The organism is Mixta tenebrionis (genome assembly GCF_006517625.1).
GTDB classification, from domain to species: Bacteria; Pseudomonadota; Gammaproteobacteria; order Enterobacterales; family Enterobacteriaceae; genus Mixta; species Mixta tenebrionis.
On sequence record NZ_VHQI01000015.1, the window covers coordinates 43,267 to 55,976 of the forward strand.

Sequence of the window (12,710 nt, forward strand, 5' to 3'; positions counted from 1 at the left end):
CCACCTCCTCTGCTCTGAAATTTCAGCCTGACGCCGTCTTTGCGCTCTTTAGCGGAAAACCGGCTCTTCCCGCCTGCTGGTTTAACCATACGGCTTTCCATCTGACTGAATAAAACGTTGCCATAGCCAGCGGAGCAGGCCGCCGCCGAAAGTTCCGCTCACGCCGGCTATTGCGATGGTCATTACGCCGCTGTAGTTATATTCATAGGCATACAAGCCGCCGAGGAAGCCGGTAAAACCGGAAATTACCACCTGCGATACCATACCTGCACAGGACCATTTACCCGCTGGATTATCCATCAGATAGCGAACCACTCCACTCCAGGCAGAAAAAAAGCCCACCACCAGCCATGAAACAATCCACAGGTCATCAGGAAAAGGTTTTGTAATCATCTTTTTCTCCTTGAAATACGGAAAGGAACAATCCTGTCCAAACTATTTTCATCGGCCGGAAATGCTGCCCCGGTCGCCAGCGGACCGCTTATCGTTCTGCGGTCTGTTGGCAGGTTAGCGAACAGGGGAAACAGAAGCGAATCTGGTATAAATAATATTTATTGTTAGATGAATAATAATTAATTCTGCATCAATATCAGCCAGTGCAGGCCGCCCGTTCGGCAATAACCGGCTCGGTAGAATTGATGAAGCAAAGGTTTGCGTTACGCTATGGCAGTAAAAAGCGCCAATAGCGCCCTTTAAAAACGGGTTAAATAAGGGCAACTTTTTCCATTAGCTACAGGAGGTTTCTGACAGAGGAAAAAATATTTCATACGAAACTAAAAACCATGCCGCTGACAGATAACAAATAATGAATTCAGCGATATAACCATACTCTCCAAAAACATTTTAAGGACTACTATGTTTATCACCAGAGCCATGCGCGTATTTATCATTTTATATGAAGAAAAGAATCTGAAATCGGCGGCGGACAAGCTTTGTCTGACCGTGCCGCCCATCACCCGGATGCTGAAACTAACGGAGGAGTGGCTGGGCGAGCAGCTTTTTATTTTAGAACGTAATCGCCTTATTCCTACCGAAGCGGCAGACAACGTTTATCAGCAGCTTTACCCGCACTACAGCGCTCTGACGCAGTTTCATCATCCCTCTGCGGAAAGAGATTTCAGAATATCTTCGCCTCAGGCTGGCCATAGCTTTATGGCGGATCTGCTGGCTAAATGTCAGCCTTCGCTGCCGGAAAAAACCACAATAAGGTATGCGGGAAATATGCATACCGATGACGATATTTTTATTAGCCTGCAGCCGGCGGTTTTGCTGCCTAACTTTGAGATATTCCGCGCCGATCAGATGCTGGAGCTGCACTATATCTCGTCAGGTGAAGAAGGATGGAAAGATAAGCCGGTGCTTTTTGAGCATAATCTGGACCAGCTTCCCTCTTTTCGTCACGTGCTCGATGAAATGTATCAGTGCGGACATAATGGACAGACGCGGCGCATAGATAATGCCGTCTGGCTTAAAGAGGCGTATGAGCATGGCGAAGGGTTATTGTTTCGACGTCCGGAAAAAGCGACGGACGGAAGCCGTGTTCTGCCTTTTATTCTTCATCTCTCTTTGTCGGTCTATATTAATACGTTAAAACGAGATCTACGTCATGAAACCTTTCTTACCTGTATTAAAAAAAGCCTTAACTACTTCCAGTAATTATTACAAAGAGCGACAGCAATTATATTTACGTTAACCCTCACAACACCTTGTATATTTTACCGAAACCAGCTTAACAAAATTATCTTCTGTGCAAACAGCTCCAGGGAAAAGTCAGGCAGTTAACCAATTATAAAAAATGATAATACCAGAGTATTAATCAGTTACCTTTACAGCGAAATTTTTCATATTGCTTATGTAAACCTTTATCCGTCCGACGATGTTACAACCAATATTATTAACGCGGCAGATGAAAGGAAAAATTTACTTAGTTTTATTTAGCGAAAAGCACACCAAAAACAGTTTAATTTTATTAGTTAACAGCTTTATTTAATAATATGAGATACAGGCAGGATAACGCGCTGGCCCGCTAATATAAGCCAGCGACGCACCGGATATGCCAGTGAACAGAGGAACCGCTCTCCTGTTCCTCTGCGGCAGCGGTTAAACTTCGATTTCCGCCTTGTCCCCTTTCTCCTGCAGCCAGTTGCGGCGATCTTCGGAACGTTTCTTGGCCAGCAGCATATCCATTACCGCCAGCGTTTGCTCTACGTCCTCATCATCAACCGTCAGCTGCACCAGACGTCGCGTGTTAGGATCGAGCGTGGTTTCACGCAGCTGCATCGGGTTCATTTCGCCCAGCCCTTTAAAGCGCTGCACGTTCGGCTTGCCCTTTTTACGCTTCAGCTGCTCCAGCACGCCATCTTTCTCTTCTTCATCCAGCGCGTACCAGACCTCTTTGCCGAGATCGATACGATAGAGCGGCGGCATCGCCACGTAGACGTGCCCGCCTTTTACCAGCGAGCGGAAGTGGCGTACAAACAGCGCGCACAGCAGCGTGGCGATGTGCAGACCATCGGAGTCCGCATCCGCCAGGATGCAGATCTTACCGTAGCGCAGCTGGCTGAGATCTTCACTGTCGGGATCGATACCGATCGCCACCGAGATATCGTGCACCTCCTGCGACGCCAACACCTCGTCTGAAGAGACTTCCCAGGTATTCAGGATCTTACCTTTCAGCGGCATGATCGCCTGATATTCACGATCGCGCGCCTGCTTGGCGGAGCCGCCTGCGGAATCCCCTTCCACCAGAAACAGCTCGGTTTTCGCCAGATCCTGCGCGGTACAGTCAGCCAGCTTGCCGGGCAGCGCCGGGCCGCTGGTCAGCTTTTTACGCACCACCTTTTTGGCGGCGCGCATACGCCGCTGGGCGCTGGCGATCGCCAGTTCCGCCAGCTGCTCCGCCGCCTGTACGTTCTGGTTCAGCCACAGGCTGAAGGCGTCTTTAACCACGCCGGAGACAAAGGCCGCACACTGACGTGAAGAGAGGCGCTCTTTGGTTTGCCCGGCAAACTGCGGATCCTGCATTTTTACCGACAGCACATAGGCGCAGCGATCCCAGATATCCTCCGCCGAGAGCTTCACGCCGCGCGGCAGAATATTGCGGTATTCGCAGAAATCGCGCATGGCGTCGAGCAGCCCCTGACGCAGGCCGTTAACGTGCGTGCCGCCCTGCATGGTGGGGATCAGATTGACGTAGCTTTCGGTCAGCAGCTCGCCGCCTTCCGGCAGCCAGAGCAGCGCCCAGTCCACCGCCTCGACGTCGCCGGAAAAGCTGCCGACAAACGGCGTTTCCGGCAGGGTAACCAGGCCGTTTATCGCCTCGCTCAGGTAGTCGGTCAGGCCATCCTGATAGCACCAGCGCTGCTCGGTGTTATTCACCTTATCTTTAAAAACGATCTCAACGCCCGGACAGAGCACCGCTTTCGCTTTCAGCAGATGCGACAGGCGCGATACGGAAAAACGCGGGCTGTCAAAAAAGCTGCCGTCCGGCCAGAAGTGTACGCGGGTGCCGGTGTTGCGTTTAGCCACCGTACCGCTGACGGTCAGATCCTGAACCTTATCGCCATTTTCAAAGGCGATATCGTACACTTCGCCGTTACGGCGCACGGTCACTTCCACCCTTTTCGACAGGGCGTTAACCACCGAAATCCCCACGCCGTGCAGGCCGCCGGAGAACTGGTAGTTTTTATTAGAAAATTTGCCTCCCGCATGCAGGCGGCAGAGAATCAGCTCGACCGCCGGCACGCCCTCTTCCGGGTGAATGTCTACCGGCATCCCGCGTCCGTCATCAATCACCTCCAGTGACTGATCGGCGTGCAGGATCACTTCCACGCGCTTCGCATGGCCGGCCAACGCTTCATCAACGCTGTTATCGATCACCTCCTGGCCCAGATGGTTAGGGCGCGAGGTGTCAGTGTACATTCCCGGACGACGACGAACGGGTTCGAGGCCGCTGAGTACCTCAATGGCATCAGCGTTATAGCTGGATTGAGTCATCGTATCGTTCTGAATTGGTGGCGTTAAAATGGGTATACGATCCCGCGGCGTCAGGCGTGATTCAGACCGATAAAGTCAAGAATCGCAGGGAAAAAGCGTTCAAAGCCGCAAAAGGCATGGTTACCGCCCTCTTCCACCGTTTGACGGCAGGCCTGATAGTAAGCCAGCGCCTGACGGTAATCGAGCACTTCATCCCCGGTCTGTTGCAGCAGCCAGATCAAATCCGGCGACTCCAGCGGGTCAATCTGCATGACTTTCAGATCGTAAATGTGGCGAGACTCTAACACATATTGCTGGCCCGTGTATGGATTCTCGTTGGCGCCCAAATAATTGAGCAGCAGGTCAAAAGGGCGTACCGCCGGGTTAATCACGACCGCCGGCAGCATAAAGCATTGCGACAGCCAGGTTGCGTAGTAGCCGCCCAGCGAGGAGCCGACGATGCCAAGGTTTTCTCCGGCGCGCGCCATCACCATCTCTTCCAGCATTTGCGCCGCATCGCCAGGATAAGCGGGCAGCTGCGGCACCAGCATGGTGATTTCCGGATGGCGCGCTGACAGCCAGCGCTGCAGCTGCGTCGCTTTCGCCGAGGCAGGCGAACTGTTAAAACCATGCAGATAGAGCAGCGTCGCCATAGCTCAGTAACCTTCAGCATCGAGATCGGGCGTAAAAGCGCGGTTTCCCAGGCGGTTGACCCAGGTGCGCACCGCGCCATCCTCGGCCAGCGCCAGCCAGCGCCAGCCCGGCGCCACGGCATCAATGGTAAAATTAGTGCAGTGCGGTTTGAACTGTACGCAGGTGGACGGCGTCGCCAGCAGGCGGCAGCCGTGCCACTCTTCGTCCATCTCCTGATGAATATGGCCGCAAACCAGCGTCTTCGCCAGCGGATAGCGCTGCAGCACGGCGGCAAGCGCATGGGCGTTGCGCAGGCTGTGCTGATCGAGCCACGAACAGCCCGACGGCAGCGGATGATGGTGCAGCAGTACCAAAGTATGGCGATCGGCGGTTTGCGCCAGCGTGTTTTCCAGCCAGTCGAGCTGATAGTCGCTGAGCATGCCGTGCGGCACGCCCGCTACCTGGCTGTCGAGCAGCACCAGCTGCCAGCGATCGCCAATCAGCACCTGGCGGGCTTCAGCGATGCCCGCTCGCGCCAGCGTCTCAAACATTGCCGGCTGAAAATCGTGGTTGCCCGGCAGCCAGACGCAGGGAGCGGGCAAACGCGCAATACCCTCAGCAAAGTGCTGATAGGCCTCAGACGAATGATCCTGCGCCAGATCGCCGGTGGCGATAATCAGATCGATCGGCGACTGTTCAGCCTCAATGGCTTCCAGCACCGCGTTGAAACTGGCCCAGGTGTTGACGCCCAGTAGCGTCTCATGTCTGCCTGAAAAAAGGTGGGTGTCCGTAATTTGTAATATCCTGATACTGGCCCCACTCACCACAGGAAGTTTTAGCAGGCTATCCAAAGAGTTTCCTTAATCTTTACGCCATATCAAGGTTATTGCGGCTTACCAGGCCGGAACGGCCATCGCGCCGTGCGACAGACAATAACGCAGCCAGTCAGCGAGGAACTGGTTGATCTGATGTTTTTCATCACGCTGGTGTAACTTTTTGTTCGGATAATCATAGCGCGCTTTAAAGCGATAGATCTGCTGCGTCGAACACACTTCAGCAACCATCGCGTCATGATACAGCCTGACAGACATGGAAGGGAGACTCCAGTAGCTGACGGCGGGCGCGGTTTGACGGATCTCCACCAGCGTGGTGTAGCGCGTAGATTCAGTAATGGTAATGCTATAGCTGGCGCCGTTTACCTGATAGCTCACCGAGGCCCCCGCTTCATCGTTGCGCGGCAGCAAACGACGCAGCTGGGCGAAGTTGGTTTCGCTTAGCCGCATCATTTCGGGAAAATCAGGGACGTAGCGCTTAATCATGTTGGATTCCACTCGTTTCGCAGTTTCTCATAGTGCAGCATCAGCCATTGCAGGGCGATGACGGAAGCCGCGTTGTCAATTTTCCCCTCTTCCACCCAGCGGTAAGCCTGTTCACGACTCACCACATGCACAAGAATATCCTCATTCTCATCCTCCAGACCGTGGCATCCTTGCGCCACGCTGGCATCCACTTCTCCCACCAGCACCGACAGGCGCTCGCTGGTGCCGCCCGGACTGGCCAGGTAGTTAATCACCGGCCGCACGCGCGCTACCGTCAGTCCCGCTTCTTCCATCGCCTCGCGGCGCACCACCTGCTCAACGCTTTCGCCAGGCTCAATAATCCCGGCCACCAGCTCCAGCAGCCAGGGCGTTGGGCTGGTATCATAAGCGGGTATGCGAATCTGTTCGATTAGCACCACTTCATCGCGCAGGGGATCATAGGGTAGCAGGACTGCGGCGTGTCCGCGCTCAAAAACTTCGCGCACCACTTCGTTGCTCATCTGCCCGTTAAACAGGCGGTGGCGAAAGCGATAGCGGACTAAAGAAAAAAATCCTTCGTACAGCGGCTCGCGTGCAATAATTTCTACATCGTTTTTGTCGAAAGTCACTGGGTATTTCGTTTTCTTAACCATAAAGCCGGTGTCCTTTACAGTGGCGGCGGGAACGAAATGTTTCAATGGCGCTCCGCCAGGAAGGGTGGTTCTTTCTGAATTATTTACGTAAATTAACGGAAGATGGCACGTTCAGCCAACTTCTCAATCTGGCACACTCTGCTAGAATCGGCGCATATTTTTTCGCTTAAGTCAGCGCTAACATAGTAAACTTCGCTGCACTACAAGGAATGCAAATGAAGAAACTGCTCCCTTTATTAATTGGCCTGAGCCTGGGCGGCTTCAGCGTAGCAAGTCAGGCGGAGAACCTGCTGCAGATTTATCAACAGGCCCGACTGACAAACCCCGATCTGCGCAGCTCAGCGGCCGATCGCGACGCGGCATTTGAAAAGATTAACGAAACACGCAGCCCGTTACTGCCCCAGCTGGGTCTGGGCGCTGATTATACCTATAACAGCGGCTATCGCGACAGCCGCGATACCCACTCGAATACTACCAGCGGCTCGCTGCGCCTGACGCAGACGCTGTTCGATATGAGCAAGTGGCGCGCCCTGACCCTGCAGGAAAAAAACGCCGGTATTCAGGACGTCAGCTATCAGGCTTCGCAACAGAACCTGATGCTGAACACGGCCACCGCCTATTTTAACGTGCTGCGCGCCATCGATTCGCTCTCCTATATTGAGGCGCAGAAACAGTCTATTTATCGCCAGCTCGATCAAACCACCCAGCGCTTCAACGTTGGTCTGGTAGCGATTACCGACGTGCAGAACGCCCGCGCTCAGTACGATAACGTACTGGCGAATGAAGTATCGGCGCGTAACGCCCTGGATAACGCGGTGGAAACCCTGCGTCAGGTAACCGGCAACTACTATCCGACGCTCGCCTCGCTGAATATCGATCGTTTCCGTACCGATAAGCCGCAGCCGGTTAACGTGCTGCTGAAAGAGGCGGAAAGCCGTAACCTCAACCTGCTTTCCGCGCGCCTGTCGCAGGATCTGGCGCGTGAGAGCATCCGCGCCGAAGAGTCCGGCCACCTGCCGACGCTTGATTTGAACGCCTCCACCAACCTGTCGAACAATAAATATGGCGGCAGTCGTGCGGTGCAGAGCGACAGCATCACCGGCAGTAACCAGGTGGGCCTGAGCTTCAATCTGCCGCTCTACAACGGCGGCGCGGTTTCCTCGCGTGTAAAACAGGCGCAGTACGCCTTTGTCAGCGCCAGCGAACAGCTGGAAAGCGCGCATCGTTCCACGGTGCAGACGGTACGCTCCTCCTTTAACAATATTAACGCCTCGATTAGCAGCATTGACGCTTACAAACAGGCGGTCGTTTCTGCTCAAAGCTCTCTGGATGCGATGGAAGCAGGCTATCAGGTCGGCACGCGCACCATTGTCGACGTGCTGGACGCCACCACCACGCTGTATAATGCCAAACAGCAGCTTTCCGATGCGCGCTACGACTACCTGATTAATCAGCTGAACATCAAATCTGCGCTGGGCACGCTGAACGAGCAGGATCTGGCGACGCTGAACGCCAGCCTCGGCAGAGAGATTCCGACTTCGCCGGAAACGGTCGCGCCGGAAAATCCGCAGCAGGATGCGGCGGCCGATCGCGGCACGCAGCTGCAATCCGCCGCTAATCAGAGCGCTGAAAGCGCCGCGCAGCCCTCCGCTGCCGGCCGGAGCGGTAACCCGTTCCGCCATTAAACAGCGGCATCCCGGCGGTCGCGAAAGCGATATCCAGCGCGACCGCCGCCTGCTTTTTCTTCCGCGCTGCTGCTGAAACGCACCCTGCTCGCATTTGAACGTATAGCAACGTAAAGATGCAGGCGCAGCGCCGTCTGTTGCTTCATTTTTAATCCGGTTTCACCTATCCTTTGCGCTACCTTTGGGCAGAGGACTATCCCCATGAAACGGACAAAAAATATTAATCGCGACGCCTTCCGTAAGAGCTGGCGCGCCCGTCATCTGACGCCTGTCGCACTGGCCGTTACCGCCGTCTTTATGCTGGCAGGCTGTGAAAAAACCGACGAAACGGTTTCCCTTTATCAAAACGCTGAAGACTGCAGCAGAGCGAACCCCGACCAGAGCGCGCAGTGCGCCACGGCCTATAACAACGCGCTGAAAGAGGCGGAAAAAACCGCGCCGAAATATGCCACACGCGAAGACTGCATTGCGGAATTCGGCGAGGGGCAGTGCCAGCAGGCGCCATCCTCGACCGGCGCTAATGCGGAGGCGCATCAGAGCGGCAGCTTCTGGATGCCGCTGATGGCCGGTTATATGATGGCGCGCATGATGGGCGGCGGCGCCGGTTTTGCGCCGCAGCCGCTGTTCAGTTCTAAAAATCCGGCCAGCCCGATGAACGGCAAGTTCGTCGACGCCAGCGGCCGCAGCTATGGCGCCGCCACGCCGGGACGCTCCATGACGGTGCCGAAAACCGCGCTGGCGCCGAAACCGGCTACTACCAGCACGGTAACCCGCGGTGGGTTCGGTGAATCCGTCGCTAAGCACGCCACCATGCAGCGCAGCAGTGCCGCCGGCACCAGCAGCCGCTCGCTGGGAGGCTAACGCGCCAGATGAAACGCATCGCTATTGCTGAGCGCCCTGACTGGCGCGCCCGCGCAACCGAATTCGGCTTTGGTTTTCATACCATGTATGACGAGCCCTACTGGTGCGAAGACGCCTATTATCAGTTTACCCTGGCGCAGGTGGACTATCTGGAAGAGACTACCGCCGAGCTGCACCAGATGTGTCTGCAGGTAGTGGACAAAGTCGTTAACAGCGAAGAGCTGCTGGCGAAATTCCGCATCCCGAAACACACCTGGGATTTTGTGCGCGCCTCCTGGCACACCTCGCAGCCCTCGCTTTACTCCCGCCTCGATCTCGCCTGGGGCGGCAGCGGCGATGCCAAACTGCTGGAGAACAACGCCGATACGCCGACCTCGCTGTATGAAGCCGCTTTTTTCCAGTGGCTGTGGCTGGAAGATCAGCTTAACGCCGGCAATCTGCCGGCGGGCAGCGATCAGTTCAACAGCCTGCAGGAGAAGCTGATCGAGCGTTTCGCCGAGCTGCACCAGCAGCATGGTTTCAGCCTGCTGCACTTTGCCTGCTATCGCGACAGCGTGGAAGATCGCGGTACGGTGCAATATCTGCAGGACTGCGCCAGCGAGGCGGGCTTACCCAGCGAATTCCTCTACATTGACGATATCGGGCTGGGCGAAAAAGGTCAGTTTACCGATCTCAACGATCGGGTTATCAGCAATCTGTTTAAGCTCTATCCGTGGGAGTTCATGCTGCGCGAAATGTTCTCCACCAAGCTGAACGATGCGGGCGTGCGCTGGCTGGAGCCGGCCTGGAAGAGCATTATCTCCAATAAGGCGCTGTTGCCGATGCTGTGGCAGATGTTCCCTAATCATCCTAATCTGCTGCCCGCTTATTTTGCGGAAGATAACGTGCCGGCGATGGATAAATATGTGGTGAAGCCGCTGTTTTCGCGCGAGGGCGCCAATATCCGCATCGTTGACGGCGGCAAGGAAATAGCGCGCGTTGATGGCCCCTATGGCGAAGAGGGGATGATCGTTCAGCAGTTCCATCCCCTGCCGCAGTTTGGCGACAGCTATACGCTGATCGGCAGCTGGCTGATAAACGATCGCCCCGCCGGCATCGGTCTGCGTGAAGATCGCGCGCTGATTACTCAGGATCTCTCGCGCTTTTACCCGCACGCGTTTATTGAATAACCTTATCGGGCAGCCGCCGGCTGCCCTTTTATCTCTGCTAACCCACCTGAACCGATAACATACTGAGCGCCGACATTTCGATACCGTTAACCGGCACCGCTACCGGCTCATCAGGCTGGCGCGCTCCCAGAATATAGAGCAGCGGCAGATAGTGCTCCGGCGTCGGGCAGGAAAGCGCCGCGCCTTCATGCTGCATGAAATTCACCAGCGGATGCGCTTCCGCCGCGCCCTGCCAGGCCAGATTATCCTGAACGTACTGGTTAAAAGAGGCTGCCCAGGGCCAGGCTTCCGCATCTTCCTGCCAGCGAACCTTACGCAGGTTATGCACCACGTTCCCGCTGGCGACCAGCATCACGCCGCGCTCGCGCAGCGCCGCCAGCCGTTGCCCGATCTGAAAATGCCAGGCCGGCGGCTGCGTGCCGTCGATGCTGAGCTGCACCACCGGAATATCCGCTGCGGGATACATTTTGATCAGCACGCCCCAGGCGCCGTGATCTAATCCCCAGTTATGATCGAAATGCACCGACGCCGGGGCCAGCGCATCGACTATGTCCTGCGCCAGCGTTGGCGAGCCTGGCGCTGGATATTCGGTATCGAACAGCGCCTGCGGAAAGCCGCCGAAATCATGAATGGTGCGCGGTTTCTCCATCGACGTAACCGCGGTGCCGCGCGTGTACCAGTGCGCCGAAATCGCCACTATCGCTTTTGGCCGCGGCAGCTGTGCGCCCAGCGCGCGCCAGGCCTGCGTATAACGATTCTCTTCCAGCACGTTCATCGGGCTGCCGTGTCCCAAAAACAGAGCGGGCATACGCGCGTGTTTCATAACATCCTCAACCTTGCCTCAGTGATTATGCAGCCCACCTTACGCCCTTTGCCTGGCGGATGCAGGCGGATAACCCTGACCAACATATTCAACTTTTTTGAATCTGTTTCAGACAAAACTTTACGCTAATCCCCTTCGCTTTTTGCCAGAATTCCCATAGTCTTAATACGAATAATTCTCATTATAGGTTGTGACATAGTGATACCTTTATTGCTGACCCTGCTGGCGGGCGCCGCCACCTTCGTTGGCGCGCTATCAGGCGTGTTGGGACAAAAACCTTCCAACCGCATGCTGGCTTTTGCCCTGGGATTCGCTGCCGGCATCATGCTGTTAATCTCCCTGATGGAGATGCTGCCCGCCGCGCTTAATACGCAGGGCATGTCGTCGCTGATGGGCTACGGTATGTTTTTGCTTGGCCTGCTGGGCTATTTCGCCCTCGATCGCTGCCTGCCCCATCAGCATCCACAGGATTTGATGGCGGCAGATCAGCAGCCCCGCAGCCTGCGGCGCACGGCTATATTGCTGACGCTGGGCATCAGCCTGCATAATTTTCCGGAAGGCATTGCCACCTTTGTTACGGCCAGCAGCGATCTGGAGCTGGGTTTCGGCATCGCGCTGGCGGTGGCGATTCATAATATTCCAGAGGGGCTGGCGGTCGCGGGTCCGATGTATGCCGCAACGGGTTCAAAAGCGCGCGCGCTTTTCTGGGCTTCGGTTTCCGGCATGGCGGAGATAGCAGGCGGTCTGCTGGCGTTTGTACTGCTTGGCCCGGTAATTTCCCCGTTGATTATCGCAGCGATTATGGCGATGGTGGCCGGGATTATGGTCGCGCTCTCCGTCGATGAGCTGATGCCGCTGGCGCGTGATATCGATCCGCAAAATAATCCCAGCTACGGCGTTTTGTGCGGCATGACGGTAATGGGATTCAGCCTGACGCTGCTGGAAATGAGCGGCGCAGGCTGAGGAAGTTGTCTGAAAATAATTAACCAGCCAATTATAAATCAAAGGGATAGTTGATTACCGGAATTTTCAGGAGCTATCTGCTATTTTTGCCGTCCGCCGCTTCGTACACTGGCGCTCTGTTTGGACAATGACGGAAATACTATGCTGGCTCAGGGTGCCCTGCTATGTCTGGCTTTGAATATCTATCATGAAGCGCGCGGAGAACCGCTGAAAGGGCAAATCGCCATCGCTTCAGTCACCATGAATCGGGCTAACTGGGATATTAATCAGATCTGCCCGGTGGTGTATGCGCCCAAACAGTTTTCCTGGACGCATCTGACGAAAACCGCCTGGCGTTATCCGCCCGGCAGCGATAAAAGCTGGCAACGGGCACAACAGATAGCTCACCAGATTATTAACGGCGAGCTTTCTGATGTGACTAACGGCGCAACCTACTATCACAACCAAACCGTTACGCCCGTCTGGCGCAACGAATTCGCCCGCACCGCCACTATCGGCAGCCACGTCTTCTACGCCCGACGCTAAGGGTTGGTTGCTTTAGCGCGGCGGGTTAACGGCCTTTACCGGCGATAAAAGCCGGATTATTTCATTTTGCCCGGCGGTCAATATGCAAAAGCCGGGCAGCGCCCGGCTTTTCAATCGCTGCTTTC

At 55.5% G+C, this 12,710-nt stretch carries 13 protein-coding genes; 6 read left to right on the top strand and 7 right to left on the bottom strand.

Annotation, left to right across the window (positions count from 1 at the left end; genetic code table 11):
• Positions 1–81: 81 nt before the first annotated feature.
• The gene (locus FKM52_RS18955) at positions 82–393 is read right to left on the bottom strand and encodes a phage holin family protein (RefSeq protein WP_141177721.1); all 312 of its coding nucleotides are present in this window, start codon (positions 391–393) and stop codon (positions 82–84) included.
• Between the two features lie 462 nt (positions 394–855).
• On the opposite strand from FKM52_RS18955, the gene FKM52_RS18960 reads away from it, so the two are divergent.
• On the top strand, positions 856–1,656 hold the full coding sequence (locus FKM52_RS18960) for a helix-turn-helix domain-containing protein (RefSeq protein WP_141177722.1): 801 nt from the start codon (positions 856–858) through the stop codon (positions 1,654–1,656).
• Between the two features lie 444 nt (positions 1,657–2,100).
• Here the strand turns inward: FKM52_RS18960 and parE are convergent, their stop codons facing one another.
• The 5 genes from parE to nudF are packed head-to-tail and all read right to left on the bottom strand — an operon-like array spanning position 2,101 to position 6,559.
• Positions 2,101–3,996, bottom strand: a complete 1,896-nt coding sequence (gene parE, locus FKM52_RS18965) for a DNA topoisomerase IV subunit B (RefSeq protein ID WP_141177723.1) — start codon at positions 3,994–3,996, stop codon at positions 2,101–2,103.
• Positions 3,997–4,046: 50 nt separating this feature from the next.
• Positions 4,047–4,628, bottom strand: coding sequence for an esterase YqiA (gene yqiA, locus FKM52_RS18970; RefSeq protein WP_141177724.1), 582 nt, complete (start codon positions 4,626–4,628; stop codon positions 4,047–4,049).
• 3 nt (positions 4,629–4,631) lie between these two features.
• Positions 4,632–5,459, bottom strand: a complete 828-nt coding sequence (gene cpdA, locus FKM52_RS18975; protein ID WP_141177725.1) for a 3',5'-cyclic-AMP phosphodiesterase — start codon at positions 5,457–5,459, stop codon at positions 4,632–4,634.
• Between the two features lie 42 nt (positions 5,460–5,501).
• Positions 5,502–5,927 (bottom strand): DUF1249 family protein, encoded by a 426-nt coding sequence (locus tag FKM52_RS18980; protein ID WP_141177726.1) that lies wholly within the window; start codon positions 5,925–5,927, stop codon positions 5,502–5,504.
• On the bottom strand, positions 5,924–6,559 hold the full coding sequence (gene nudF, locus FKM52_RS18985; RefSeq protein WP_141177727.1) for an ADP-ribose diphosphatase: 636 nt from the start codon (positions 6,557–6,559) through the stop codon (positions 5,924–5,926). The genes FKM52_RS18980 and nudF overlap by 4 nt, the downstream gene beginning before the upstream one ends.
• Before the next feature lie 215 nt (positions 6,560–6,774).
• On the opposite strand from nudF, the gene tolC reads away from it, so the two are divergent.
• From tolC to FKM52_RS19000, 3 genes are all read left to right on the top strand, one after another.
• Positions 6,775–8,244, top strand: a complete 1,470-nt coding sequence (gene tolC / locus FKM52_RS18990; RefSeq protein ID WP_141177728.1) for an outer membrane channel protein TolC — start codon at positions 6,775–6,777, stop codon at positions 8,242–8,244.
• Positions 8,245–8,445: 201 nt separating this feature from the next.
• Complete coding sequence (locus FKM52_RS18995; RefSeq protein WP_141177729.1) at positions 8,446–9,105, top strand: DUF1190 family protein; 660 nt, start codon at positions 8,446–8,448, stop codon at positions 9,103–9,105.
• Positions 9,106–9,113: 8 nt separating this feature from the next.
• The gene (locus FKM52_RS19000; RefSeq protein ID WP_141177730.1) at positions 9,114–10,274 is read left to right on the top strand and encodes a glutathionylspermidine synthase family protein; all 1,161 of its coding nucleotides are present in this window, start codon (positions 9,114–9,116) and stop codon (positions 10,272–10,274) included.
• Between the two features lie 37 nt (positions 10,275–10,311).
• On the opposite strand, the gene ygiD is transcribed toward FKM52_RS19000, so the two are convergent.
• Complete coding sequence (ygiD, locus tag FKM52_RS19005; protein WP_141177731.1) at positions 10,312–11,097, bottom strand: 4,5-DOPA-extradiol-dioxygenase; 786 nt, start codon at positions 11,095–11,097, stop codon at positions 10,312–10,314.
• A gap of 195 nt (positions 11,098–11,292) precedes the next feature.
• Here ygiD and zupT point away from each other — a divergent pair, with 195 nt between their 5' ends.
• Both zupT and FKM52_RS19015 read left to right on the top strand, forming a co-directional pair.
• A complete protein-coding gene (zupT, locus tag FKM52_RS19010) occupies positions 11,293–12,060 on the top strand; it encodes a zinc transporter ZupT (protein WP_141177732.1) in 768 nt (255 codons plus the stop codon).
• 141 nt (positions 12,061–12,201) lie between these two features.
• Entirely contained in the window at positions 12,202–12,585 is a 384-nt protein-coding gene (locus tag FKM52_RS19015; RefSeq protein ID WP_141177733.1) for a cell wall hydrolase, read from the top strand.
• The last annotated feature ends 125 nt before the right edge of the window (positions 12,586–12,710 follow it).

Coding starts and splice junctions, on each gene's coding strand:
- FKM52_RS18955 (WP_141177721.1), bottom strand. CDS start 393: ATGATTACAAAACCTTTTCCTGATGACCTGTGGATTGTTTCATGGCTG.
- FKM52_RS18960 (WP_141177722.1), top strand. CDS start 856: ATGTTTATCACCAGAGCCATGCGCGTATTTATCATTTTATATGAAGAA.
- parE (WP_141177723.1), bottom strand. CDS start 3,996: ATGACTCAATCCAGCTATAACGCTGATGCCATTGAGGTACTCAGCGGC.
- yqiA (WP_141177724.1), bottom strand. CDS start 4,628: ATGGCGACGCTGCTCTATCTGCATGGTTTTAACAGTTCGCCTGCCTCG.
- FKM52_RS18980 (WP_141177726.1), bottom strand. CDS start 5,927: ATGATTAAGCGCTACGTCCCTGATTTTCCCGAAATGATGCGGCTAAGC.
- nudF (WP_141177727.1), bottom strand. CDS start 6,559: ATGGTTAAGAAAACGAAATACCCAGTGACTTTCGACAAAAACGATGTA.
- tolC (WP_141177728.1), top strand. CDS start 6,775: ATGAAGAAACTGCTCCCTTTATTAATTGGCCTGAGCCTGGGCGGCTTC.
- FKM52_RS18995 (WP_141177729.1), top strand. CDS start 8,446: ATGAAACGGACAAAAAATATTAATCGCGACGCCTTCCGTAAGAGCTGG.
- FKM52_RS19000 (WP_141177730.1), top strand. CDS start 9,114: ATGAAACGCATCGCTATTGCTGAGCGCCCTGACTGGCGCGCCCGCGCA.
- ygiD (WP_141177731.1), bottom strand. CDS start 11,097: ATGAAACACGCGCGTATGCCCGCTCTGTTTTTGGGACACGGCAGCCCG.
- FKM52_RS19015 (WP_141177733.1), top strand. CDS start 12,202: ATGCTGGCTCAGGGTGCCCTGCTATGTCTGGCTTTGAATATCTATCAT.